The organism is Pseudofrankia coriaricola (assembly GCF_001854805.1).
GTDB lineage: Bacteria > Actinomycetota > Actinomycetes > Frankiales > Frankiaceae > Pseudofrankia.
On record NZ_MBLO01000236.1, the window covers coordinates 67,873 to 91,882 of the forward strand.

Genomic DNA, 24,010 nt, shown 5'->3' on the forward strand with positions numbered 1-24,010 from the left:
GGCGCGGTCGGCGCCGATGCGGAGGATGACCACGCCAATCATGCGGGCGAGCTGGTGCCATTCGCGGCGCGCAGCCGGATGCCACCGTGAACACCGAGGCAGCCACCAGCCGCGGCGCCGTGATCAGGTTCTGGCGGCACAACCCGACGCGATCGCACTCGTCGCCATGGTCATGCGGCGTGGCCGAACGCCGGTCGGACGACGCTGACCCCTGGGCAGTCGGAACCAACCGCGGCGGCCGAGGCAGAGGCCACCAGGAGGTCGCGTCTCCGACTCACCCCAGCCCTTCCCTTCGGCTTACGACCGCCCGATCCGGGACCTTCCTGGCCGACATGGACTAACCCTACTCATACGTTAATGTCAGGTTCGCCTGGACGGTCGCGATGCTACTACAGCCGAGTAGATGATTACTCGACGCGGGAGCCTGCGGCCGCAAGGGACGCGCACCAGCTGGATGTCGCATGCGCCGGGCGGCCCGGGGGTGCGACGTCAGCCCGTGGTTCGGAAGATGGCGGGGGAGCCCGCCAGGGGCGCCCATACGCCGGCGGTCACCATCCATGATCGACTGCTGTTCGGGCTGCCGACGCCTCCTCGCCGAAGGCGGTATAGCCGATGTTGTTGCCATCGGGGACCTTGGGAAGCCGGCAGGCCAGCTTGTCAGCCTCGGGAAGCGCGAAGAACTCGTCGCAGCACGCCACAAAGCGGTCCATCGCGTCGTCCGGGACCCCGTGGCCCTCCAGAAGCAGGAAATCGGTCTCGTGGCAGGCCCGGTCGACGGCGGCGGCGATGGCCTCAGGCGCGGCCGGGTCGCCGGACCACCAGCCGCTCAGGTCCACCGGCGCGTCATGCACGGACGCGGCCCGCCGGCCGCCATCCGGTCCCTGTTCGCGGGTCATCGACGGCCCTCCCCCGCGACCGTGCCGGCGAAGGTCGTGATCCGGTGGGCTCGTCGGAGCCAGAGCGAGGAAACGAAATTACTCGGGTCCGGGACCAGACCGGCGAGGCAGGGTCGATACTGGCAGCCGGCGGCAGATGAGCACCCGCATGGACTCAACGGTCTAGGCCGACCCAGATGATCAGCCGCATGCCGGCTGGCTCCAGCTTCCCCACGGGCTCCGGGGCCGACTCGCGGATCCTGTGCCCTGGCCTGCCGCCGAAGGGGCGTACGGTCCGCGGCCGGGCGCCACTGTTCGTGGCAGAGGCCCCGATGGGGTGGCGAAATCTGATTCTCAGATTAGACTGATGGTCATGAGGGTCATCACGGCGACCGAGGCCTCGCGCAGGTTCTCGGATCTGCTGGACGCCGTCGCGGCCGGTGAGATCATCACCATCACCCGCGGCAACCGGCCGATCGCTCAGATCGGCCCGACGCATCGGCGAACAGGTGCGGATCTTCGGGCCGTCTTGGCTGGGACGGCGCCGCCCGACGACGCGTTCGAGGAGAGCATCGCCGCCGCGGTAGGTGACCTTGAGTCCTATGAAGGTGATCCGTGGGCCGACGCCTGATCCTCGACACCAACCTGCTGATCGCGTACGAGCGCGGCAAGATCGACCGGTCCGCCTTGGATGATGACGAACTCGCCGTCGCGGCGATCACTGTCGCCGAGTATCGCGTGGGAATCGAAATGGCTGACAGCGCGAACCGGGCGGCTGAACGTGCCCGATCGCTGGCCGCCATGATGTCCGTGTTGGATGTGTTGGCATACACGGAGGGCACAGCCGTTCATCACGCCCAGCTGATCGCCTGGGCTCGCCGGAGCGGTCGACCGCGCGGCGCGCATGACCTGATCATCGCCGCGCACGCCGTGGAGACCGGCCGGGTCATCGTCAGCCTCGACGCGAAGGCGCGATTCGCCGATCTTCCCGGTGTACTCGCGACCGAGCTGTAGGCACGGAGGCCTACGGGCGCGGCCGTGCGTCAGCGGCGCCGTGCGATTGGCCATGAGGCCAGCGCTACGGAGGTCATGGTGATGGTCGGCTGCCACACGGTGGCGTCCGTGATCTGGTGGGATCGTCGGGGTCAGGGCGCCGAAAATCCCACCGGATCACCGGCGGCCTCTCGCGCCACCGGCCGCCGGCGGCTTTCCGTCGCCGCAGGTGGCCCGGCCAGGCCGGCCCTGATCACTAACGGCGGACCGCCGGGCTGGCGAGGCGGGTGAGGATCTCGGCCTTGGCGCGCAGCTCGGCGTACTCGGCGGCCGGGTCGGAGCTCCAGGTGATGCCGCCGCCGGCGCCGTAGGTCGCGAGGCCGGCGGCCCGGTCGATGAGGGCGGTACGGATGGGGACGCTGAAGCGCGCCTCGAACGGGGCCGCACCCGGTGGCGCGACCATGCCGATCGCGCCGCAGTAGACGCCGCGGGGGCCGTCCTCCAGGTCGCGGATCAGTTCCATGGTGCGCACCTTGGGCGCGCCGGTTACCGAGCCACAGGGGAACAGCGCGCGGAACACGTCGGTGAGCCCGGCGTCAGGGCGCAGCACCGCGGAGACGCCCGAGGTCAGCTGGTGCACGGTCTCGTAGCGTTCCGCGCGGCACAGCGAGGTGACCCGGACGCTGCCGGTCGTCGCGACCCGGGCGAGGTCGTTGCGAACCAGGTCGACGATCATGATGTTCTCAGCGCGTTCCTTCTCGCTGGCGCGTAACGCGGCCACCATCGCGGCGTCCTGGGCGGGGGTGTCCCCCCGGCGCGCGGTGCCCTTCATCGGCCGCATCCGCACGGCGCGGCCGCTCGTCTCGAAGAACAGCTCCGGGCTGGCGCTCGCGACGGCGAAGCGGCCGAGATCGAGATATGCGTTGTAGGAGCCGCGTTGACCGAGCGCGAGGTCGGCGTACAGGGCGCGGTCGTCGCCCTCGGTCTCGGCGGTCAGCCGAGTGGTCAGGTTGCACTGGTAGGTCTCGCCGGCGGCGATGGCACGGCGCACGGCCGCGACCCGCGCGGTGTGCGCGTCCTCGTCCCACGCGGCGGCCCACTCGCCGACCCGGTAGGAGGCGGGGTCGCTCTCGCGCACCGTGGGGACCAACCGCGGCGGAGGGCAGACGCCGAACCAGGCCAGCGGCAGCCCGGGCAGCGGCGCGTCGACGGCGAGCGTGGCGTCGAGCCCCGCCGCCGCCTCGTAGGCGACGTAGCCGTAGGCCCACCAGCCGCCGGCGGCGGCCGCCTCGACGTCGGCGAGCAGCCCGGCGACGTCGCCGGGGCTCGCCGCCTCCAGGGTGGAGGCTGTCCGGGAGAACTCCCAGGCCACACCGGCGCGCAGATCGTCGAACCTGGCGTAACCGGACGACATCGTCTCTCCTGCGTCCCGCGTCCTGTGCTCTCTGCCCCGCGTTCTGGTCCTCGGTTCTGGTCCTCGGTTCTGGTCCCGCGTGCTCAGAAGGTACGAGGTCCAGGCTAAGGACCCGTCGCGCCACCTGGCGCGGCCGGATGACGCGTTCTCTCTCACCATCGCCACCACGCCCGACCACCGTCGGACGACGCCGCCCCGTTTGGGCCAGTTCGGGCCGTCTGATCACCGGGACGAACCTGACGGGCCTGGTCGTCGACGGCGGCGCCCAGCCGACCGGATGAGCGGAAAAGGACAGCGACCAGGATCATCGGCGGCGTCGCCGCCTCGCACACGCCGACCATCGGTTTCGCCTACGGCGCGTGGGAAGGCCGGCCCGACCCGGCCGCCGAGGCCTACCGGGATCTGTGCCGCGACCTCATCGCCGTCGAGAACACCGAGCTCAACCGGCTGTACGACGCGGGCGAGATCAGCGACGCCGCCCGCCGCGGCGTCAGCGCGACCTCGACCTGGAGGACACCGGCCTCGGCGACGGCTGACCGCGGCCGGGGCGGCCTACGAGGCCCGGCGAGCGGACAGCGCGGCGCGCAGCATCGGGATCTGCAGCGGCATGCGGGCCCAGGCCAGCGCGGCCAGCGCGACGTCACGCGGCTGGCCGCCGCTCCGGCGGACCCGGGCCGTGGCGTCCAGCGCCATCTGCAGGTTGCCCGGCCACACGCCCACGAGCACGGCGGCGCTGGCGGGTCCCGCCCAGGGGGCCTTCGCCAGCAGCCCGGCCGCGCAGACCAGTTCGGCGACGCCGCTGACGTAGACGATCTCGCGAGGACGCGGCAGCGCCCGCGGTATCAGGGGCTCGAAGAAGGAGGGGCGCGCCAGGTGAACCATTCCGCTGACCAGGAACGCCCCGGTCACCACCCGGGGGCTCGGTCGGGTGAACCGCTTGCGATCCATGGGCATATCGAACCATCACGAGCGGCCGCACGCTCCCGACCGCTCCGCCGCCTACGTGGGGACGCCGCTGGCCGTATGCGGCTACTGACACCGGACTCGACGGCTTCCCGGCCCTGCCGACGGCGCCTCACCCGCTTTGGCCCTCAGGTGGGGGCGGGCGCGGGGACGCGGTCGAGGAAGCCGATGACGGAGCGGATGCGGCCGTCGGGGTCGAGGGTGAGCACATCGAAGCCGGCGACGGGCGCCGAGCCGTCCGCGGCGACCAGCTCCCAGCCGAAGCGGGCGACGTCGTGGTGGCCGTCGACGGTGCCGGACAAGCGGAACCGGTGTCCTGGGAACTGCGCCTGGACGGCGCCGATGAGACCGAAGATCTCCTGATGGCCGGTGACGCTCGCGAGTGGGTCGGTGTAACCGCCGTCCTCGGCCCACGCCGCGGCGACGGCCGCCGCGGTTCCCGACGGCTCGGCCGCGTTCCAGGCGGCGAGGTATCGCTCGACGGCTGTCTCGTGCACACTCATGGCGGTCTCCTCGCGGCTTCCAGGAAATGCCACCGGAAATCTCCCGGGTTCCTGGCCGGACGTTCCGGCATGGCAACCATGTCGCGGTTCGGGAAACGGGTCGATTACCGCACGGGTAATGGCCAGGGCCGGAGCCGGGAGCGTGGGCGGTCGGACGGGCCCGCCGCCGGATCACCCTGGCTCGCCAGGGATCGCGCAGTGGGGTCGCCGGGCGTCGTCGTGGGCGGGTGGCGAGGCCGCTGAGCGTCGCGGCGGGCGCGGGCGGATTGGCCGTGATCGGGATCGGGTGTGACGTCACCGACTACAGATGGTCGCCCATCAGGATCGCGCGCATACGGAGCATCACCACCGAGCGGTTGCGCCGCTGCTCGCCGAGAACACGCCGGCGATACCAGACGGTTCCTCGTCTCCCGAAGGTGCCATCAGACGCCCGTAAACCTCGATTGTCCGCCAGGTTGATGCCGATGCCTCCCAATGCACCGGGCGGAGGCGGTACTCTCCCGCTTCACACCTTGCCTTCCAGGGTGTTCGGGGCTACGCACGAAACGAGGGCACCACCGTGTTCCAAATCATCTGGATCGTGATCTCCGGTCTGATCATCGGCGCTCTGGCGCGCGCGGTGCTGCGCGGGCGGCAGCAGCTGCCGCTCTGGCTGACCATCGTCGCCGGCATCATCGGCGCGCTGATCGGCAACGTCATCGCCAGTGCCGCCGGCGTCCGGCACACCGGCGGCGTCGACTGGGTCCGTCACGTCCTCCAGATCGCCGTGGCGGCCGGCGCGATCGTCATCCTGCAGCCCATCTGGAGGTCCCGCTCCAGCCGCAGGTAGCCGACCTGGGAAACCGGTCGAGGAACGGGCATTGATCGGGCGGTGATCGACACCAGGAACCGGCCGGGAACCGTTGGTCGCCCGAGAACCGTTGGCCGCCGTGGCGGCGTCCTCCCCTGAGGAGGACGCCGCTGTCGTGTCTACGGCCGGGGACGCGCGCCGTTCGCATCCGGATTCCGGCGGCGGAACCTCGGCTTACGCGTCCGCCCAGTCGGGGCTGTCGATGCCGTGGACGGGCGACTCGAGACCATGGTCGGGCCAGGCGACGATCCCGTCGCCGGTGACGAACCGGCAGACACAGCCCGCTATCCGCCACCCGTCGGCGGTCCGGACCAGCTCGTCGCGGTAGAAGGTATGGCGCAGCGCGCCGTTGTGCCGATTGACGAACAAGGCGTTGCGCGTGGTGCGTATCCGATCCGGCCCGTCGGCCTCGATGACCGGCGGCCCGGCCATGTGCAGACCGCGCTGGGTCCCCTTGAACAGCCGGCGCAGGTCGTTGTGGCCGCGGTATGTACGCCCGTCCACGTCGTAGACGGCGTCCGGCGTGAACAGGCCCACCCAGCCCTCGACGTCCACGATGTCGAGCAACACGCAGTAACGCGCGAGCAGGCCGGTGATGGCCAGCTGGTCCGCCGCTAACGGCTCCTCAGGAGAGTCCGCCACATTCGCTCCCGTCCACGAGGTGTCGCCGGCGCGCCGACACTCCACCCATCTGTGAGCTGCGTCACGTCAGTGTAGACCGCCTGGTACCCCTCGCCCCGCCTTTCCACGCCGAAACCTCATACGGGTGGCCGGCCTCGGGCTGTCGTGGCCGGCCTACCGCGGGCCGCCGAGCGGGGCGGAGGGAGTGAAGCGGACGGGCATGGACTCGATGCCGGAGACGAAGTTGGCGGCGCGGCGGGGCAGGGGGGCGGGAGCGGCGAGCTCCTGGTCGGGCAGCCGGGCGAGCAGGCGGGTGAACATGGTCGTCAGCTCATGGCGGGCAAGCTGGTTGCCGAGGCAGAAGTGCGTGCCGAAACCGAACGCCAGGTGGTCGTTCGACGCGCGGGTGACGTCGAAACGCTCCGGATCCTCGAAGATCCTGTCGTCGAAGTTGGCCGACTCGTAGAGCAGCAGCATCTGCTGGCCGGCCTTGAGCTCGGCGCCGTACCAGGTCTCGTCGGCGACGACGGTGCGGCACATGTTCTTCACTGGCGAGACCCAGCGCAGCATCTCCTCGACCGCGGCCGGGATCCGCTCCGGTTCGGCGGCGAGCAGGTCCCGCTGGTCGGGATGCAGCAGCAGGGCCTCCATCCCACCGGAGAGCACGTGGCGGGTGGTCTCGTCGCCGCCGATGAGGATCAGCAGCGACTCGCTGTAGACCTCCTGGTCGTCCAGCCGGTCGCCGTCGATCTCGGCGTGCACCAGGACGCTGACCAGGTCGTCCGTCGGCTCGGTCCTGCGCTGGTGGACGACGCGGGTGATGTGCTCGGTCCAGCCGGCGAACGCCTCCCCCGACCGGGTGAGCTGCTCGGCGGACACGTGGGCGTCGAGCGCGCTCAGCATGTCGTCCGACCAGCGCAGCAGTGTCGCCCGGTCCTCGGGAGCGACACCGAGCATGTCGCCGATCACGATCATCGGCAGCGGGGCGGCGAGGTCGCGGACGAAGTCGCACTCCCCCGCCTCGCAGACCTGGTCGATCAGCAGGTCGCAGACCCCGGTGAGATAGTCGTGCCGCGAGCCGACCCGGCGCGGGGTGAAGCCCTTGTTCACCAGCTTGCGGCGCTTGGTGTGCTCCGGGTCGTCCATGTCGATCATGTGCGGGATGGCGCCGGTGCGCGGCCGGGAGCCGCCCGCGCTGGAGAACCGGCGCGGGTTCCTCTCGGCCTCCAGCACGGCCGCGTAGCTGGCCACCCCCCACAGGCCGCTGTGCTCGTCGAAGAAGACCGGCTCGTTGGCCCGTAACCAGGCGTACACGGCATGCGGGTCGCCGTGGTCGCCGGCGTAGAAATGGCCGTCGAGCAGGTTGAGGTCGGGCCGCACGGCCGGAGCTGTCATCGGGCGCCCTTCGGGTTCGGGCCGAATCGGGCGCCGCGCGCCCGACGGCCAGGCAGGTGGGGAGCGGTCAGGCCAGGCAGGTGGGAGTGGTCAGGCCAGGCCGGTGGCGTCGAAGACCCAGGACAGGTCGCCGGCGGCCATGCTCTCCTGCCAGCCGGGCGGTGCCGCCGCCATCAGCGTGTTCAGGTCCCAGTAGTCACGCCAGAGGACGATCAGGCCGTCGACGACCCGCTGGATGGACACGAACGGCAGGGTGACCTTCTCGCCGGTCGGCCAGCCCCAGTGCTCCTCGTGCTCGGTGACGACGAGGTCCCCCTCGGCCACGACCCGGGAGTCGCCATGGCTGTACTCGGACAGCCCGGCCAGTGCCAGCCTGAGCCGGGCCGCGATGCTCTCCGGACCGCGCGCCGCCGCCGCGGGCGTCGTCGGCACGTCGTAGTAGATCGACTCGGGCCCGAAAAAGCTCTGGATACGCGGCCAGTCCCGCGCGTACAACGCATCCCAGAACGCCGCCGCGACCTCCCGAGGAGCCGCCGTCACGACACCCGCCGCCGAGTCGCCCATTCCGTCTCCCTATGGCTCAATGCCGGCCTCCGGCCGCGTGAGGCTCGCCGTCATCACGCCGCCTTTGGCCTCCGGCTCGATGAGGGCTTCCGGCCGCGCGCCGCACAGCCGTCGTCGCACGGCCCTCGACCGGACAACCTGATGTGGGCCTCCGGCCTCGCGACCGGCACGGCCCCAGCTCACGGTCCTGACGCAGGCTGCGCGCGCCGCGACATGGGCGTTCAACGGACGACCCCGACCAGACCTGACGGCCCGTCAGTTTTCAGAAGCTAACATCCCAGCCGACGCGGCGCATGCGGTCGCGGCATGCGGGGCGCGCCGGGCCGGTTTGCGCCCCAGCCGCCTGTCTCGACTTTGTCTATTTTATACATCTTTATACATCGTTGGCCCGGCGATGAACACATCTCGGCGCCTCCGGAGCACCGAAGGTCACCGGCCGGGCAGGTGTGTCGGGCCTCCGCGAGGCCAACGAGGCGGCCGCGCGAAGCCGCCCGAACTTCCTATGCCATCCGGCTTATGCCATCCGGTCCGAGATGGGCGCGTCGGTGGTGTCGGCGGCCACGGGCTCGGCGGCGGTGGACGCGCGGCGGCGCTTGACGTGGCGGGCGGCGAGGACGATCAGGATGACCGCGACTATCCCGGCGATGATGTAGGACGGGCCGTGGAAGGCGTTGGCGATCTTCTCCCAGTGGTCGCCGACGGCGTAGCCGGCGATGCCGAGAACGGCGGTCCACGGGATGCAGCCCAGGGTCGTGTAGACGCCGAAGCGAAGCGGGGGCATCGCCGCGATGCCGGCCGGCAGGGAGATGAAGGTGCGGATGACCGGCAGCAGGCGGCCGACCAGTACCGAGACCGCGCCGCGCCGCTCGAACCACCGCTCGGCCTTGTCCAGGTCGTGCTCACGCAGGAAGACGTAACGGCCGAAGCGGCGGATCACGGCCGGGCCACCGTAGCGGCCGACCCCCCAGGCGACGTAGCTGCCGACGACGTTGCCGACGACGCCCGCGACGATGACCAGCACCAGGCTGGGGTGCGAGCCCTCGATCGCCCCGGCCGCCAGCGCGCCGCCCATCAGCATGATCACCTCGGAGGGGATCGGGATGCAGGCGGACTCGAGGGCCATCAGCAGGAACACCGCGAGGACCCCGTGGCTGGCGATGAAGTGTTGCACCGGCGTTTTGGCCTCTCCGCAGAGCAGTGGTCGAGAACTGGCGTCGCCGCCCGCGGGCCGGGGCAGCACGGGCCGGAGCCCACGGGGCCGAGGCAGGCCTCGCCGACGAGCGGGCAGCGGACCGCGAACGGGGTCAGCGTACGGGTCTCGAAACAACAAACGAGAAACCGGGTGGACAGGGCGGCGGCGGCGAGCCCGGGACGCCGCCGGGCCCCGGGCACCGGGCACCGGGCACCCGCCGGGCCGGCGCCTCGAAGCCGCCGCCGCCGGATCCTAGGATCGCCGCATGGAGCGACGAGTTCTGGGACGGACAGGGCGGCCGGTGTCGGTCGTCGGGCTGGGCACCTGGCAGCTGGGAGCCGACTGGGGCAACGTCGACGAGGCCGCGGCGATCGACGTGCTGGCGGCGGCGACCGAGGCCGGCGTCACCCTGTTCGACACCGCTGACGTCTACGGCGACGGGCGCAGCGAACAGCTCATCGGCCGGTTCCTGCGGGAGCATCCCGGCTCGGGGGTCACGGTGGCCACGAAGATGGGCCGCCGGGTCGCGCAGGTGCCGGAGAACTACGTGCTCGCGAACTTCCGCGAGTGGAACGACCGGTCCCGGCGCAACCTCGGCGTCGACCGGCTCGACCTGGTCCAGCTGCACTGCCCGCCGACCTCGGTGATCATCGGGGCCGAGGTGTACGACGCGCTCGACACGATGGTCGACGAAGGGCGCATCGCGAACTACGGCGTCAGCGTCGAGACGGTCGAGGAGGGGCTCGCCGCGCTGCGCCGGCCGGGTGTGGCCAGCGTCCAGATCATCCTCAACGCCTTCCGGCAGAAGCCGCTGGAGGCGTTCCTGCCCGCGGCGCTCGCCGCGGGCGTCGGCGTGCTCGCCCGCGTCCCGCTCGCCTCCGGCCTGCTGTCCGGGCGTTACGACGAGAACACCGTCTTCGACCCGTCCGACCACCGCGCCTTCAACCGGCACGGCGAGGCGTTCGACGTCGGCGAGACGTTCGCCGGCGTGGACTACAAGGCCGGCGTCGAGGCGGCGCGTGAGTTCGCGGCGCTGTCCGACCACCCGGCCCGCCTGGCGCTGCGCTGGGTGATCGACCAGCCGGGCGTCACCACCGTCATCCCCGGCGCCCGCAACCGGGCGCAGGTCACGGACAACGTCGCGGCCGCCGCCGCCCCGCCGCTCGGCACCGCTACGGCCGCCTCCATCCGTGACCTCTACGACCGCCGCATCCGCGCCCTCGTCCACCACCGCTGGTAGCCCTTGCGCGAATGCCGGTGCCGGTGCCGGCGCGAGACCAGCGGGCGGGCTTCCCGCTCGGATCGGTCGCCAGGGGGCGCCAGGCCGGGCGCCCGGCGCTGGTACGCCAGGTGCCCGGTGCGCCGTTCAGGTGGGGCCGACCGGCCACGGGTCAGTCAGATGACACGCGTCATGGGGCAGGGCGCTTCTCGACCGAGCCGGAACCAACGGAACCCTGAGCGGAGCGCGCACGCGCGGAACCGTGAGCGGAGCGCGCACGCGCGCGCGCCGACGCGTGGCCGCCGCGGCCCGCTGCCCGGCGGCCGCGAGCGTGGCGGCCGCTGGCGCGACGGCTGCGGACGCGAAGGCCGCCGCCGGGGCCGGGTACTGGCCTTTTTGGGCGGAAGCGTCGGGGTCCGGTGCGGCATTATGCAGTGCCATGAGCGCCGAGACCATCGAGCACCGTCCGAACGGATGGGAGCTTCGTCGCGAGCGCGTCGCCCGGCAGCTGGAACGCACCGCGCTGACGCTCTTCGCGAACGAGGCGCCGCAGGACGTGACGGTCGAGCGGATCGCCGCGGCCGCCGGGATCTCGATGCGCACGTTCTTCCGGTACTTCGCGAGCCGCGACGAGGTGCTCGCCTCGCTCCCGCGCAGCCTGATCGAACTGCTGTGCGCCCGGGTCCGCGCCCGCCCGCCGCACGAGTCCCTGGTCGAGGCGTTCTCGGCCGCCGTCCGGGAGACGAACCACGAACACGAGGGGGACCGTGAGCTGCTGCTCTCCTGGGGCCTCGCGGTGCACCGCTCGCCGGAGACCGTGATGCTGGCGCTCGCCCGCGGCGCCGTCAGCACCGCGGCGGCGTTCCAGGCGGCGGTCACCGCGCGCCTCGGCGTCGGGGCCGACGACCCCCGCGCCGGTGCCTACGCCGGCGCCCTGTCTGGCGTCGTCAGCTACGCCTTCGAGCGCTGGGTCGCCCACGGCGGTACCGACTCCCTGTCCGTGACCCTCCTGGACGCCCTCGCCACCCTCCCTGACCTGCACTGACCACCGCCGCCCCGGCGTGGAAGACGCGGCCAAGTTGGGCGGTCGTGGGAACAGAGGATCGGGTCATCCCGCCGGGTACGCAGCGCACGATGGCCGAGCGCGCAGGCGCCACGATCACCGAAGTGGCCGGCTCGCACGTCTCGATGGTGTCGCATCCACAGGTCGCTATCGACGCGATCTTGGCCGCGGTTGCCTCCATCGGAGAGTAACCACCCGCGGACCTGCTCCAGGTCCGACCAGTACATCGCGACTATGTCGCGATGTACTGGTCGGCTGGCAACTCGACGGACCTCTTCTCCGCCAGATCGTTCGGAACGACCGCCCTGAAGCTGCGCTCAGCGGCCTGTTCGGGCGCTTCCGGCGACCTCGGTCCCACTACCATCCGTGACGTTGACCAGGTGCGTCCCTCCGGCGGAACCTGTCAGCCCAACTGTGCCTCGGTCCGGCTGGTAGTTGGTTGTCACGGGCAGGCTGCGAGCAGGGCGTCGCTTACCTGGCTTTGATGGGGTGAGCCTTCGATGCTGGCGGTGAGTTGGTTGGTCAGGTAGGCGAACACGAGGTCGCGGGCGGGGTCGGCCCAGCCGATGCAGCAGTTGGAGCCGTTGTGGCCGAAGGTGTCCGGGTTGCTGCGTGAGCCCATCGGCTGCGGGCGGGCCGCGCCGGGCGCTGGGCCGCCGAGCTGGAGACCCTGCGACCAGCGGATCGGCCTGTGCAGGAACTGGTCGATCTGGCCATCGGAGGAAGGCTGGCGAGCGGTCGCGATAGCGGCGGGGGTGAGCACGCGGACGCCGTCGAGTTCGCCGCCGCGGATGAGCATCTGGTAGAAGCGGGCGAGGTCCCGGGCAGTGCTGGAGATCGTGGCGGCAGGGATGACCGCCTGCCGGACGTGGCGACGGTTGAACAGGAGCTGCCTTCCGCCGGGGCCGGCCGCGCGCACGGGGACGTGCCGCTGCCACAGCGGGGCGGGCAGCCCAAGATGGGTGTCAGCCAACCCGTACGGGTCAAGCAGTTCCGTGCGTAGCACGGAGCGCAACTCTGCTCCGGTGACCCGTTGCACGAGCTCGCCGAGGATGAATCCGTAACTGAGGATGTGGTAGGCGGGAACCTGTCCGGGTGGGAAGGCAGGCCGGGCGCGTTCGACCGCCCGCACCGAGCGGTGCCAGCTGGTGGCCGACAGGGCGTCGGCCACCAGGTTGCGTGCCACCGGTATGCCGGAGCGGTGCTGCAGCACATGCCTTACCGTGATCGCCTGCTTGCCGTTGTGGCCGAATTCCGGCCAGTACTGCGCGACCGGGTCGTCCAGATTGACCAGGCCACGGTCGGCAAGCAGGTGCACCAGCATGGCCGTGAACGGCTTCCCAGCGGAGAACAGCAAGAACAACGCGTCCGGCCGGCAGCCGAACGACTGGTCGAGGATCACCCGCCCGTTCCTGATGACGCACAGCTGCGCCGCCGCGCCACGAGCCCGGACCAGGCTGATGACGTCGTCCAGAGACGCGGGGATGGCGCTGCCGCGTTCGGCTCGAGGTCGCATCGCCCCGCTCGGCGAGGAGCGTCTCGACATCCCGGCAGTATAGAGCGAACCGCCACCACCATGGGCCGTCAGCGCCTTGCCGGGCACATGGTGCGACGGACGCTGACGCCCCTATGTTGTTCTCCCGCCCAACGCCGACGGTAGGAAACCTGAAAATCATCCCCGCGGCGCGGCACACCGAGATGGAAATGTCTACGGACGTCTTCCATCAACCCCTTGATCAACATGTCGGTCAGCGCGGTCGCATCCCAGAGGTCAACGCTGATACCGGGATGCTCGGACCGCTTCTCCGCCCGCCTTGCGTCCCAGCACTGGGACGCGTTGACCGTCAGCTTCACCCCCAGCCCGTCTCTTCGGGCGACTCCCGCCGGAATGCGTCAGATACGGCTGGTAGCTGGAGGAGCCTGGGGCAATGCCGATGTAGGTCCGGCCGACGCGGCTGGCAGCGAGGCGCGTCGTGGAAGTGCCAGCGAGCGGGTCAAGGACCACGCCGCCGGGCGGACGACCCGCCGCGATCGCGCGGGCGTCCTTCCGTGACCGACGATGATCACGTCGTACCCAGGGTGGGCAAGGCGGGCAACGCACCGCCGCGCCATCTCGGAGCGGGCGGTGTAATGGGCACGAACCGGCCATGATGTCCGTCCGTTGCGCTGATCCGGTCGGCGCGCTGCCGTAGGCAGCCCGAGGGAGGTTGAGTGCGGATCGCGAGCTACAACGTCGAGAACCTGTTCAATCGGGCCAGGGTACTGGAGCAGCCATCCTGGTCGGCCGGTCGGCCGGCGTTGGAGGCGTACGAGCAGATCTGCAAGCTGTTGGAGGAGCCGGAGTACACGGCCGAGATCAAGGCCGGCATTTTGCGGTTGCTGCGTCGGCTCGGTCTGTCCGGTAGTGACAGCGCGCGGTTTGCTCGGCTGCGACAGAATCGTGGCCGGCTGCTGAAGCGGTCGCGCGACGGCCGGGTCACGATTGTCGCCGGCGGCCGCGGTGACTGGATCGGCTGGGTCGAGTTGACCACCGACCGGGTCGACGAGCAGGCGATGCTGAACACTTCCCGGGTGATTCACGACGTGGCCGCTGACATCCTCGGCGTGATCGAAGCAGAGAACCGGATCGCGCTCAAACGGTTCACGGACGCGAGCCTGCTTGTTGCCGGCCGGCCCAGGTATCCGCAGGTGATGGTGGTCGACGGCAATGACGAGCGGGGCATCAACGTCGGGATTTTGGCTACCGCGGAGTATCCATTAGTAGGGCAGCACAGTCATGTCGACGACGTTGACCCGGCGGGGCGGATCTTCAGTCGGGACTGTCCGGAGTATCATTTCCGCGCGCCGGCCGGGCAGCGGCTGGCAGTGCTGGTCAACCACCTCAAGAGCAAGGGGTACGGCGGCAAGGTCGCCTCCGACGCCCTCCGCCGCCGGCAGGCCCAGCGGATCGCGGAGATCTACCGCGACCTGGTCGCCGACGGCTTACCCGACGTGGCGGTGGTCGGGGACCTCAACGACACACCGGACAGCGACTCGCTGGCGCCGCTGCTGCGGAACACCGACCTGCGCGACATCTCCTCGCATCCCGCCTTCGACGACGGCGGCAGACCCGGCACCTACGGCTACTGCACCGCCCGGAACAAGATTGACTATGTCCTGCTTTCCCCGACCTTGTACGCGAGGGCGACCGGCGGCGGCATCTTCCGCAAAGGCGTATGGGGCGGTCGGCGGGGCACGCTCTGGCCGATTTACGACACGATGACCAAAGAGGTGCACGCCGGCTCCGACCACGCCGCCGTCTACGCAGACATCGATCTTTCCAGCTGACCCGCCGCCGTGGCCGCCAACCGTGGCCGACGTTCTGAAGCGGTCCACCTTGCAGGCCGTCCCCGGGTCTCGTCGACTCCAGGCGCTCTCACTGCGCGGAGCGACCGACAGCGGGCGGCGTCGACCCGCCACCTTGTGAGTGCCTTCCGAACCCGGCCTACCGCCAGGATCAAGAGCCCTGGCAATGCACACCAAGTTCACTCTCGGTAACCTTACCGCCAGCTACGGTTCGCTCAATATCTGTACGCATTGTAATGATGCCTGGTGAGACTGGGTTCGTGGCTGACTATGATCTCACTCGGCTGGGCGCGGCCGAATTCGAGCACATGGCGCAGGCGCTGGCTGCCCGGTTGCTGCCCGGCATCCGGATCCACGGCGCGGGTCGGGATGGGGGCCGGGAGGCGACGACCGGGCAGCGCCTGACGCTGCCTGACGGGACGCAGTGGTCGGGATACACGGTCGTCCAGGCCAAGTTCCGCGCGCGGCCCCGGCGGCCCGCCGACAACGCGAGCTGGCTGCGCAACCGCGTAGGACGTCGGCGCAAGGGAACCGGCCCTCTCCTCAGTGGTCAGCGCCGTCGGCGCATGCGGCCAGGTGGTCGTCGAGACGTGCAACCAGGACCCGCAGTTGCCGTGCGCCCAGGCGGCGCGCGGTGCGCCGTGCCCGGGCGCGCAGGCGTTCGTCGTCCAACCATCGCCTCACCCAGCGGACAAGGCCCTGGGCGTCGTCGACGGCGCGGGCGATGATGTCCACCGGTTGCTGGACCGCGGCGAGGATTTCGCGCGCCAGCACGTAGGGCGCCAGCAGGACGGCGGTGACCAGACCGTCGTCGACGCGCAGCCACCCGATCCAGAAGAAGAGCAGGACGGCCGCCAGCGCACTGGCGCCGACAATCACGAGTGGGCAGCGGTCAGTCGGGGGTAGCAGGGTCGAGGCCAGCAGCAGCAGGCCGGCGAACAGGAACGTGAGGGCGGCCAAGCCCCACCRGGCCCAGGTCCCCTCCCGATCGCCGGGGGCGCGGTGCTGCCTGCGCCGGGGTGTCCGACGCACGCGGGGTCCGCGCCGCTCGACCGCCACCGGATCCGTCAATCGCAGGAGCCGCTCGGCGAGGTACCAGGACAGGACGGAAAGGCGTGCCGGGTCGAGGCCCCGGACGGCCGCGTCGAATCTGCCTCGGACGAGACGGTCCTCGTCGGGTGACAGCAATGGGGAGTCGTCCACCGTGGCCTCCGCCACGTTCAGTCTGCTGCTGGTCATGCCCGGGACCAGGGACGTGTCTGGCGTGCCGCGCGCCGGCGGGGACGGCCTGGGCACACGTCGCGTGCGCTGTGTACGCCAACCTCCAGGCCGCGCCGATCGATCTCGCGCCAAGTAACGATGTATGCGCTAAAGGTGACTCGGACCCAGGATGGCCCGGGCGGGCAGCGATCGACGCCGAGAGCTGGCCAAAGCCCACATCGACACGACACCGGCCCGACGGCCACACCCCCGGATGCCAGATGCCAGGCCGGGAGGACATCACGGATGTCGCATTACGCGCGATGTGCGAGGCGACGATCTCAGCAACGGCCGCCGCTCCGCTCCAACTCACCTGGCCGCGGCGGCTCCACGCCCCGGGAGCGTCTTCCCGCGAGGGCCAGCCGTCGGCCCCGTCAGTCGGGTTTGTCGGCTGGGAAGTGCCAGCGGGCGGTGGTGTCCTGCCGTTGGAGCGCATTCAGGCGGAGTGCGAGTTCGGGCGCTGTTGGCACCATCGAACAGCGCTACGCGGTCAGGCGGTGCAGCCCTGCTCGATCATGATGAGGGCGTCGGTGCCGGCGGTCATCAGCTCGGCGGTGAACTCCGGGCCTAGCCGGCCGTCGATCGCGGCCTGCTGGACGGCGCGCGACATGGCGCGGCTGACGCCGACCAGCGCGGTCGCGAGCACCCAGGGGCGCAGGTCGAGAGGCCCCACGACGAGTTCGGCCGCGACGAGTTCGGCGAGGGCGGCGGTGGACCGCTCCGCCTCCTGGCGCTCCCGCGCCTGCAGCGCAGGACTCTCGCGGATCACCCGGGCCACGACGGCCAGTTGCTCTCGCGCGCCCGGGTCGGGGGCGACGAGCAGGCCGCGCGGCTGGAGCAGGAACTCCCGGAACGCCGCCGGCACGGAGACCCCCGGGCGGCGGTCGCGGACCGCCCCCAGCAGAGCGGCGTGGAAGGCCGCCATGCCGTCGTAGATCAGGTCTTCCTTGGTCGGGAAGTAGTTGAAGACCGTCGCCGGCGACACCTCGGCCCGCTGCGCGATCTCGGTGACGGGCACCGCCTCGAAGCCCCGCTCGGCGAACAGCGCCACCGCGGCCTCGACGATCCGCTGCCGCCTCGCCAGCTTCTGGCGCTCGCGGAGGCCCACCTCGGTCATGGGATCACCCTACCCCCTTGCTTTGGCGTCGCACAAAATTTAGAGTCACGATAAAGTTAGTTCGACACCAAGGAGACACTGACACCATGCTGACAAAGATCACGTCCCGTCCGGCCGGGCCACGGCCCGCGCACGACGCGACGGCTCCGGCCCCTCCCGACTCGACAACCCCCGCTCCCGCTCCCGCGGCCGCGGCCGCGAACGGGGGAAAGGCCACCGCCGAGCTGACGGCCCCCACCGCGCGGGGCGCGACGACCGACCCGGCCGCCGACCCGGCCATCGACCTGACGACGAAGGCTCGGCGGCGGGAGCGGCCCGCGCCGCTGGACCGAGGCGCGCGCACCGTCGTCGCGCTCGTCGTGCTCGGCGCCATCACCACGGTTCTGGACGCGACGATCGTCAGCGTCGCCCTCGACCGGCTGGCGGGCGACTTCGCCGTCGGGCTGACCACCGTCCAGTGGGTGATGACCGGCTACCTGCTGGCGCTCGCCGCGGTCATCCCGGTCACAGGCTGGGCGGTCGACCGGTTCGGCGCGAAGCCGGTCTGGCTGGTCGCCGTCGGGACGTTCACCGCCGGCTCGCTGGCATGCGGCCTCGCCTGGTCGGCGCCCAGCCTGATCGCGTTCCGGGTGCTGCAGGGCGTCGGCGGCGGGATGGTGTTCCCCGTCGGGATGACGATGGTCGCCAGGGCCGTGGGGCACGAGCGGATGGGCCGGGCGATGGCGGTCGTGGGCATCCCGATGATGCTCGGGCCGATCCTGGGCCCGGTCGTCGGCGGTGTGCTCGTCTCGGCCGCCGACTGGCGGTGGATCTTCTTCCTGAACCTGCCGATCGGCGTCGCCTGCCTGCTGTGGTCCGCCCGCGCGCTTGAGCCGCAGCCGGGCAGCCGCGCCCAGCGCCTGGACGCCGTCGGCCTCGGCCTGCTCTCCCCAGGACTGGTCGCGCTGGTCTACGGTGTCACCTCGATCGCCGGCGACACGGACGGGATCGGCGCCGCCGCGCTGGCCTGGATCGGCGCCGGCGTCGCCCTGCTGGTGGCGTTCGCGGTCCGCGCGCCTCGCGTCGCGGCGCCGCTACTGGACCTGCGCCACTTCACCGCCCGCGGCTTCACTCTCGCCGCCCTGGTCCAGGTCGTCAGCGTCGGCGCGCTGACCGGCGCGATGTTCCTGCTGCCGCTGTACTACCTGCAGGTCCGCGGCGCCTCGGCGCTGGAGACCGGCCTGCTGCTCGCTCCGCAGGGCGTGGGCGCGGCCGTGTCGCAGGCGCTCACCGGCCGCCTGGTCGACCGGGGCCGCGGCCGTCTCGTGGTCCTCGCCGGGACCACGCTGCTGACGCTCGGATTCGTCGGCTACGCCCTGGCCGGGAGCGCGGGGAACGACCTGGTCCTGCTGCCCGCGCAGGTCATACTCGGCCTCGGCGCCGGCTGCCTGTTCGCCCCGACGAGCGCGGCCGCGTACGCCACGCTCGACCGGGCCGCGATCGCCCGCGCGACCACCCTGCTGAGCATCCTCCAGCGGACCGGCGGCGTCGTCGCCACCGCCGTGTTCGCCGTCGTCCTGCAGCACCAGCTGTCGGGAACAGCCGACCGCGCCCATGCGTTCAGCGTCACGTTCTGGTGGCCAGCCGTGCTGGCCGCCGTCGCCCTGGTCCCGGCCCTGGGGCTGAAGGCCCCCGCGGCGAGGCCGAAGGGAGCGCGGAAGTGAGCATCGAACTCAACCACACGATCGTCTGGTCGTCCGACCGGGACGCCACCGCCACCTTCCTCACCGAGATCCTCGGCCTGCCGGACGCGCCGATCTACGGGCCGTTCCGCGTCGTACAGGTCGCCGGCGTCAGCCTGGACGTCGGCCAGGCCACCGGCGAGGTCCACCCGCAGCACTACGCCTTCCTCGTGGGCGACCGGGAGTTCGACGAGATCTTCGGCCGCGTCCGCGACCGCGGCCTGACCTGGTGGGCCGACCCGATGCGCACCCGCCCCGGCGAGATCAACCACCACGACGGCGGCCGCGGCGTCTACTGGGAAAGCCCCGACCGGCACATCCTGGAGATCATCACCGTCCCCTACGGCGGCCCGGCCGCGTGAGCCGAACGGCGAACCGGTCACCCGGACGGGGTCCGCGATCTTCGCGGGCCCCGTCCCTCGTCGTCGGACTGGTTCCAGGCGACCCGTCGTACGTCTCCACCGGTCCCGGTCGACACGGCCAGCGGCTCCAGGAATGGGCCGTCGGCCTGGCCCAGCACCCAACCGGACGCCGAGGCTTCCACGGCGCAGGATGAGATCCCGTGGCCCGGGCCGCGGGGCCGCGAGAACCGGTCAGGAGCCGACCATCGCGACCGAGGCGTCCCAGAGGCGGGCGGCGGCCTCCGGGTCGAGGGCGTGGGGGGCGACGCCGAAGCGGTCGCCGGGACCGGCGACCGTGGCCTCGTCGCAGTCCTCGAAGTACCGGCCGCCGACACCCTCGAGCAGCGGGGAGGAGGCGACCAGGACGGAGGTCGCCGCGCCCTGCGCGACGCTCTTGGGAGCTCCCGGCTTACGCACAGCGTCGCCGCCACCCGCGCCACCGGCACCGGCGGGATCCGCGGCGGTGGAGCCGCCGGACTCCTGAGCTTCCTTGGCGGCCACGGCGGCGGCCGAGCCGATACTGATCCGCTTCAGCTCCTCCCGGGAGAGGTAGCGGCCGAGGTTGGTGGCGATGGTGCCGGGGTGCACGGCGTTGGCGGTGATGCCGTCGTCGGCCCAGCGACGGTTCGCCTCGACGGCGAACAGCACGTTCGCCGTCTTCGACTGGCCGTAGGCGACCCAGGGGTTGTACTCGCTGGCCGTGAAGTGGATGTCGTCGAAGAGCACCGGCGAGCGCAGGTGCGCGGCGGAGCTCACGGCCACGACCCGGGCGCCGCCGGCCGCCGCGAGCGCGCCGCGCAGGCCGGTGGTGAGCGTGAAGTGGCCCAGGTGGTTGGTGGCGAACTGCCGCTCCCAGCCCTCCGCGGTGCGCACGAGCGGCGAGGCCATGATCCCGGCGTTGTTGACCAGGATGTGCAGCGGGCCGTCCCAGGCGGCGACGAACGCGCGCACGGACGCCTGCTCGGTCAGGTCGAGCGGGGCGACGGCGACGTCCTTGTTCCCGGTGGCCGCGACGATGTCGGCGGCGATGCGCTCCCCCGCCGCGGTGTCGCGCACCGCGAGGGTGACGGCGGCGCCCGCGCCGGCGAGCACGCGCGCGGTCTCGGTGCCGATGCCGGAGGAGGCACCCGTGACGACGGCGTGCCGGCCGGCGAGATCGACCCCGGCCGCCACCTCGGCCGCGGTCGACCTCGCGCCGAAGGGGGTCACAATCCTCGTTCCCGTCATCGCCGATCCCATCCGTCTCGTGTGCGCTCCGACGGGCGGGGCCGGCACGGGACAGGCCCGCGGCGGGATCCCCCGCCCGGGCGACGACCCTAGACGCGCCCACCAGCTCGGCGCAACTCGCTCTCATAGCCTGGTAGGCACTATTCATTTAATGAGAGCGATGCTCTCGTGGCCGGAGGCCAGCGGCCCGACGGAGCCGGCGGGAGCCGGCGGGAGCCCGACGGAAGCGGCCAGGCGGGGCGTTTCCGCCCCGGCCTGGAACGGCGTGGAACCTAGGAGATCACGTCCAGGGGACCTGTCGGCGTGGGAACTGGCTCAGAGTCAACCGGTGGCGAGCTCGGCCAGGGTCGCCGCGACCTGCGTCGGGGTGGGCATCTCGGCGATCTGCTCGGCCACGCCCTTCGACTTCTCGGCGTAGCCGGCGTCGTCAAGCAGCTCGCGAGCCTCGGCGAGCACGGACTCGACGCCCAGCCGGTCGGGCATCAGCATCCGGCCGGCGCCGATCCCGGCCAGGGTGAACGAGTTGATGAACTGGTCGGAGCTCTGCGGCAGCGCGAGCTGCGGCACACCGTGGGCCAGCGCGGTCAGCAGCGAACCCGACCCGCCGTGGTGGATGAGCAGGTCGCAGGCGGGCAGCACGAGCGACAGCGGCTGCCAGCCGACGTCGACCACTCCGTCCGGCAGCGTGCCGAGCCGTTCGGCGAACGCGGGTTCCACCCCGACGACGACCTCCGCGCCGAGTGCGGGCAGCCCGGCGGCGAGCTCGCCGAGCACGGCGACGAAGTCGCGGAACCGCATGTGCGGCACCAGGCTGCCGAAGGTGAGCAGGATGCGCGGCCCGCTCCGCTTGGCCAGCGCCCAGTCGGGCAGCACGCCCGGTCCGTTGTACGGCACGTAGCGGGCGGGCAGGCCGTCGGGGTCCTCCTCGCCGGCGATGCTCGCCGGGACGACCTTCACCACCGCGTCCGGTTCCGGCAGGCCGTCGAGGCCGAGCTCGGCGAGCTCGCCGGCCAGCTCCTGCGCGGTGAACGGCAGGCTGCGCGGCAGCGAGGTGATACCCCAGTTGTGGCGCACCCAGGGGATGCCGCGCAGGGCGGCGACCAGCGGGCCGGCGATCTCGCTCGGCTCGGCGACGACCAGGTCGGGACGCCAGCCGTCGATGAGCGCCTCGGTCGCCGGCAGGGTGCGGGCCGCGAGCCGGCCCCACGCCTTGCCGCCGGAGACCATCAGCTCGTCCGGGGTCGCGGGCGGCGGCACGGGGCGGCCCTCGCGGTCCACCATCATGATCTCGGTGAGGCCGAGCGGTGGCCCGGTGACGGCGACGGGGAGACCGGCGGAGGTGACCGCGTCGACGAGGCTCGCCGGCGTGGCGACCAGGACCTCGTGCCCGGCGGAGCGGAAGGCGTGCGCGAGCGGGACCATCGGATAGAAGTGGCCGTGCATCGGAACGGTGGTGAACAGCACCCGCATCGGGTTCCCCTAGTTGATCTCGGTGGTGGTCAGCTGGCCTCCCCCACCGATTGGCCAGTGGACGGCTCGGCGCCCGTCGGCGCCCGTCGGCGCGCTCGGCGCCCGGAGCACGCGGCAGCCAGTCGGCGGGGACCCGTGGACAAGTCAGCGTAGAAGGACGGATCGGACGGAAGAGCGGAAGGACGGAACGGAGAGAACGGTCGGAGGGCCAGCGCTGGCGTCAGGGGGCGGTCTCCTTGAGGGGGCCGGTCTTCTCGTAGAGGGGGCCGGTCTCGCCGTAGGCGGCGACCTCCTCGTAGATCACCGGCCGGCGCTCGGGGTCGTGCAGGGAGCGCAGCGGCGACGTGGTGGGCTTGTGACTCGCGTCCTGCTCCCAGGCGACGAAGTCGGCCATGTTGGTCCACTCGCTGACCACGACGAAACGGCTCGGGTCGTGGATCGAGCGCATCAGGTGGTTGCCCAGCAGGCCCGGGGTGCCGACCAGCGCCTCGCTGATCTGGTGGTAGGTCTCCTCGACGGCATCCGGCCTGCCTTCCGGCGCGGCGGCCCAGATCATCACACGTATCTTCATCCCGCGGCCACCGGGGTGCGCGCCGGCTCAGCCGAGGGAGTCATGATGGCGGCCATCGCCGGGGCGGCGGCCGGGCCGGCGCTCGCGGCGCCGGGCAGGAAGGCCAGCAGGGCACCGGTGGCCATGGAGCCGCGGGCCCGCAGCGGGTGCAGGATCTTCCGGTGCTCCAGGTGGCCCGGGGTGGCCTCGAACTCGCGGAACAGCCGCTCGTTCACCCAGTCGCTCACGATGTAGTAGGTGCTCGGCTCGTCGGCCGAGCGGACGAGCCACTGCCCGAGGTTCGCCGGGTGGCCGGTGACCCCGTCGCCGATGCGCAGCCAGGTCTGCTCGAACTCCTCCTCGCGCCCCGGGTGCACGTGCATGGTGAGCATGACCCGGAAGGGCAGGTCGGCGGCCGGTGTCCCGGCGCCGGTGCCTTCGGTCATCTCGGCGTCGTAGTCGCTACGGGCCATCAGATACCTCCGTCGACTGAGTAGTTGGCGCCGTTGACGTAGCTGGAGACGTCGCTGGCCAGGAACAGCACGACCGCGGCGACCTCCTCGGAGGTGCCGAGGCGGCCGAGCGGGATCCGGTTGGTGTAGGCCGCGCGAACCGCGTCGGGCATGCCGTTCGCGTGGTCGGTCTCGGTCAGGCCGGGGGTGACGAGGTTGACCCGGATGCCCTTGGCGCCGAGTTCCTTGGACAGCGACCGGGTCAGGCCGATCAGTCCCGCCTTGGCGGCGGTGTAGTGCGCACGCAGCGGCACCCCCACGACGCCGGCGCCCGAGCCGACGTTGACGACCGTGCCCGAGCCGCCCAACAGCGGCAGCGCGCCCTGGGTGACGAGGTGGGTGGCGGTCAGGTTGGTGGTGAGGACGGCGTTCCAGTCCTCGAGGGACAGCTGGTCGTAGGGGACATGGCTGATCGTGCCGACGTTGTTCACGACGATGTCCAGCCCGCCCAGGTGGGCGCCGGTGGCGTCGAGCAGCGCGGTGATCGCGGCCGGGTCGGCCGCGTCGGCGATCATCACCAGGTGGTTGCCGCTGGTCTCCTTCAGCTCGCGGCGCAGGCTCTCCGCGGCCTCACTCTCCTGCTGGTGGCTCACGACGACGTGGGCGCCGGCGCGGGCCAAGCCGAGGGCGACCGCGCGGCCTATGCCACGGGTCCCACCGGTCACCAGCGCGCGCTTGCCAGCCAGGTCGGCGAACATCGGGCTCCTTGTCTCGGGGTCTGAAGTCATGGAGAGTGCTCCGGGATCGTGATCTCC

26 protein-coding genes are annotated in these 24,010 nt (G+C 71.6%); 9 read left to right on the forward strand and 17 right to left on the reverse strand.

From position 1 onward, the window contains the following. Nucleotides 1-548: 548 nt before the first annotated feature. The gene (locus tag BCD48_RS31440; protein ID WP_241842145.1) at nt 549-836 is read right to left on the reverse strand and encodes a 2-oxoglutarate and iron-dependent oxygenase domain-containing protein; all 288 of its coding nucleotides are present in this window, start codon (nt 834-836) and stop codon (nt 549-551) included. A 412-nt stretch (nt 837-1,248) separates the two neighbouring features. Between BCD48_RS31440 and BCD48_RS31445 the strand changes: the two genes are divergently transcribed. Both BCD48_RS31445 and BCD48_RS31450 read left to right on the forward strand, forming a co-directional pair. After that, on the forward strand, nt 1,249-1,506 hold the full coding sequence (locus tag BCD48_RS31445) for a type II toxin-antitoxin system Phd/YefM family antitoxin (protein ID WP_071052100.1): 258 nt from the start codon (nt 1,249-1,251) through the stop codon (nt 1,504-1,506). Then, complete coding sequence (locus BCD48_RS31450) at nt 1,491-1,889, forward strand: type II toxin-antitoxin system VapC family toxin (RefSeq protein ID WP_071052008.1); 399 nt, start codon at nt 1,491-1,493, stop codon at nt 1,887-1,889. Before BCD48_RS31445 ends, BCD48_RS31450 begins: the two co-directional genes overlap by 16 nt. Nucleotides 1,890-2,124: 235 nt before the next feature. Here the strand turns inward: BCD48_RS31450 and pabB are convergent, their stop codons facing one another. From pabB to BCD48_RS31465, 3 genes are all read right to left on the reverse strand, one after another. Then, on the reverse strand, nt 2,125-3,282 hold the full coding sequence (gene pabB, locus BCD48_RS31455; RefSeq protein WP_071052009.1) for an aminodeoxychorismate synthase component I: 1,158 nt from the start codon (nt 3,280-3,282) through the stop codon (nt 2,125-2,127). 552 nt (nt 3,283-3,834) lie between these two features. Then, nucleotides 3,835-4,230: a DoxX family protein gene (locus BCD48_RS31460; RefSeq protein WP_071052010.1), complete on the reverse strand. Its 396-nt coding sequence runs from the start codon at nt 4,228-4,230 to the stop codon at nt 3,835-3,837. Nucleotides 4,231-4,373: 143 nt separating this feature from the next. Then, on the reverse strand, nt 4,374-4,748 hold the full coding sequence (locus BCD48_RS31465; RefSeq protein ID WP_071052011.1) for a nuclear transport factor 2 family protein: 375 nt from the start codon (nt 4,746-4,748) through the stop codon (nt 4,374-4,376). 559 nt (nt 4,749-5,307) lie between these two features. Between BCD48_RS31465 and BCD48_RS31470 the strand changes: the two genes are divergently transcribed. Continuing rightward, a complete protein-coding gene (locus BCD48_RS31470; protein ID WP_071052012.1) occupies nt 5,308-5,577 on the forward strand; it encodes a GlsB/YeaQ/YmgE family stress response membrane protein in 270 nt (89 codons plus the stop codon). Nucleotides 5,578-5,772: 195 nt separating this feature from the next. On the opposite strand, the gene BCD48_RS31475 is transcribed toward BCD48_RS31470, so the two are convergent. From BCD48_RS31475 to BCD48_RS31490, 4 genes are all read right to left on the reverse strand, one after another. Further along, nucleotides 5,773-6,240: a nuclear transport factor 2 family protein gene (locus BCD48_RS31475; protein ID WP_071052013.1), complete on the reverse strand. Its 468-nt coding sequence runs from the start codon at nt 6,238-6,240 to the stop codon at nt 5,773-5,775. A gap of 153 nt (nt 6,241-6,393) precedes the next feature. Continuing rightward, on the reverse strand, nt 6,394-7,614 hold the full coding sequence (locus BCD48_RS31480; RefSeq protein ID WP_071052014.1) for a cytochrome P450: 1,221 nt from the start codon (nt 7,612-7,614) through the stop codon (nt 6,394-6,396). A gap of 90 nt (nt 7,615-7,704) precedes the next feature. Next, a complete protein-coding gene (locus tag BCD48_RS31485) occupies nt 7,705-8,178 on the reverse strand; it encodes a nuclear transport factor 2 family protein (RefSeq protein WP_071052015.1) in 474 nt (157 codons plus the stop codon). 514 nt (nt 8,179-8,692) lie between these two features. Continuing rightward, a complete protein-coding gene (locus BCD48_RS31490; protein ID WP_071052016.1) occupies nt 8,693-9,349 on the reverse strand; it encodes a DedA family protein in 657 nt (218 codons plus the stop codon). A 286-nt stretch (nt 9,350-9,635) separates the two neighbouring features. Between BCD48_RS31490 and BCD48_RS31495 the strand changes: the two genes are divergently transcribed. The 3 genes from BCD48_RS31495 to BCD48_RS56015 all read left to right on the forward strand — a co-directional run bounded on the left by BCD48_RS31495 (nt 9,636) and on the right by BCD48_RS56015 (nt 11,843). Further along, nucleotides 9,636-10,610: an aldo/keto reductase gene (locus BCD48_RS31495; RefSeq protein ID WP_071052017.1), complete on the forward strand. Its 975-nt coding sequence runs from the start codon at nt 9,636-9,638 to the stop codon at nt 10,608-10,610. Between the two features lie 418 nt (nt 10,611-11,028). After that, a complete protein-coding gene (locus BCD48_RS31500; protein WP_071052018.1) occupies nt 11,029-11,634 on the forward strand; it encodes a TetR family transcriptional regulator in 606 nt (201 codons plus the stop codon). Further along, nucleotides 11,631-11,843 (forward strand): alpha/beta fold hydrolase, encoded by a 213-nt coding sequence (locus tag BCD48_RS56015; protein WP_349308062.1) that lies wholly within the window; start codon nt 11,631-11,633, stop codon nt 11,841-11,843. The genes BCD48_RS31500 and BCD48_RS56015 overlap by 4 nt, the downstream gene beginning before the upstream one ends. A gap of 251 nt (nt 11,844-12,094) precedes the next feature. Here BCD48_RS56015 and BCD48_RS31505 read toward each other — a convergent pair whose 3' ends face one another. Next, nucleotides 12,095-13,168 carry a serine hydrolase domain-containing protein gene (locus BCD48_RS31505; protein WP_071052019.1) on the reverse strand — a complete coding sequence of 358 codons (1,074 nt, stop codon included), beginning with the start codon at nt 13,166-13,168 and terminating at the stop codon, nt 12,095-12,097. Between the two features lie 255 nt (nt 13,169-13,423). Next, entirely contained in the window at nt 13,424-13,801 is a 378-nt protein-coding gene (locus BCD48_RS55110; RefSeq protein WP_116271722.1) for a DNA methyltransferase, read from the reverse strand. A 62-nt stretch (nt 13,802-13,863) separates the two neighbouring features. On the opposite strand from BCD48_RS55110, the gene BCD48_RS31510 reads away from it, so the two are divergent. Beyond that, a complete protein-coding gene (locus tag BCD48_RS31510) occupies nt 13,864-14,979 on the forward strand; it encodes an endonuclease/exonuclease/phosphatase family protein (RefSeq protein WP_071052020.1) in 1,116 nt (371 codons plus the stop codon). A gap of 561 nt (nt 14,980-15,540) precedes the next feature. On the opposite strand, the gene BCD48_RS31515 is transcribed toward BCD48_RS31510, so the two are convergent. Next, on the reverse strand, nt 15,541-16,236 hold the full coding sequence (locus BCD48_RS31515; RefSeq protein WP_071052021.1) for a hypothetical protein: 696 nt from the start codon (nt 16,234-16,236) through the stop codon (nt 15,541-15,543). A gap of 511 nt (nt 16,237-16,747) precedes the next feature. After that, a complete protein-coding gene (locus tag BCD48_RS31520) occupies nt 16,748-17,374 on the reverse strand; it encodes a TetR/AcrR family transcriptional regulator (protein ID WP_083419487.1) in 627 nt (208 codons plus the stop codon). A gap of 86 nt (nt 17,375-17,460) precedes the next feature. Between BCD48_RS31520 and BCD48_RS31525 the strand changes: the two genes are divergently transcribed. Together BCD48_RS31525 and BCD48_RS31530 are read left to right on the forward strand one after the other, a co-directional pair. Further along, entirely contained in the window at nt 17,461-19,077 is a 1,617-nt protein-coding gene (locus tag BCD48_RS31525; RefSeq protein ID WP_083419488.1) for an MDR family MFS transporter, read from the forward strand. Continuing rightward, the gene (locus tag BCD48_RS31530; RefSeq protein WP_071052022.1) at nt 19,074-19,457 is read left to right on the forward strand and encodes a VOC family protein; all 384 of its coding nucleotides are present in this window, start codon (nt 19,074-19,076) and stop codon (nt 19,455-19,457) included. Before BCD48_RS31525 ends, BCD48_RS31530 begins: the two co-directional genes overlap by 4 nt. A gap of 231 nt (nt 19,458-19,688) precedes the next feature. Here the strand turns inward: BCD48_RS31530 and BCD48_RS31535 are convergent, their stop codons facing one another. The 5 genes from BCD48_RS31535 to BCD48_RS31555 all read right to left on the reverse strand — a co-directional run bounded on the left by BCD48_RS31535 (nt 19,689) and on the right by BCD48_RS31555 (nt 23,953). Continuing rightward, nucleotides 19,689-20,723 (reverse strand): SDR family NAD(P)-dependent oxidoreductase, encoded by a 1,035-nt coding sequence (locus tag BCD48_RS31535; protein WP_071052103.1) that lies wholly within the window; start codon nt 20,721-20,723, stop codon nt 19,689-19,691. Nucleotides 20,724-21,044: 321 nt separating this feature from the next. After that, nucleotides 21,045-22,193, reverse strand: a complete 1,149-nt coding sequence (locus tag BCD48_RS31540; protein WP_071052023.1) for a nucleotide disphospho-sugar-binding domain-containing protein — start codon at nt 22,191-22,193, stop codon at nt 21,045-21,047. A 220-nt stretch (nt 22,194-22,413) separates the two neighbouring features. Then, nucleotides 22,414-22,764, reverse strand: a complete 351-nt coding sequence (locus BCD48_RS31545) for an antibiotic biosynthesis monooxygenase family protein (protein WP_071052024.1) — start codon at nt 22,762-22,764, stop codon at nt 22,414-22,416. After that, nucleotides 22,761-23,216 carry an antibiotic biosynthesis monooxygenase gene (locus tag BCD48_RS31550; RefSeq protein WP_083419489.1) on the reverse strand — a complete coding sequence of 152 codons (456 nt, stop codon included), beginning with the start codon at nt 23,214-23,216 and terminating at the stop codon, nt 22,761-22,763. The genes BCD48_RS31545 and BCD48_RS31550 overlap by 4 nt, the downstream gene beginning before the upstream one ends. Beyond that, the gene (locus BCD48_RS31555) at nt 23,216-23,953 is read right to left on the reverse strand and encodes an SDR family NAD(P)-dependent oxidoreductase (RefSeq protein WP_071052025.1); all 738 of its coding nucleotides are present in this window, start codon (nt 23,951-23,953) and stop codon (nt 23,216-23,218) included. Before BCD48_RS31555 ends, BCD48_RS31550 begins: the two co-directional genes overlap by 1 nt. Nucleotides 23,954-24,010 lie beyond the last annotated feature (57 nt).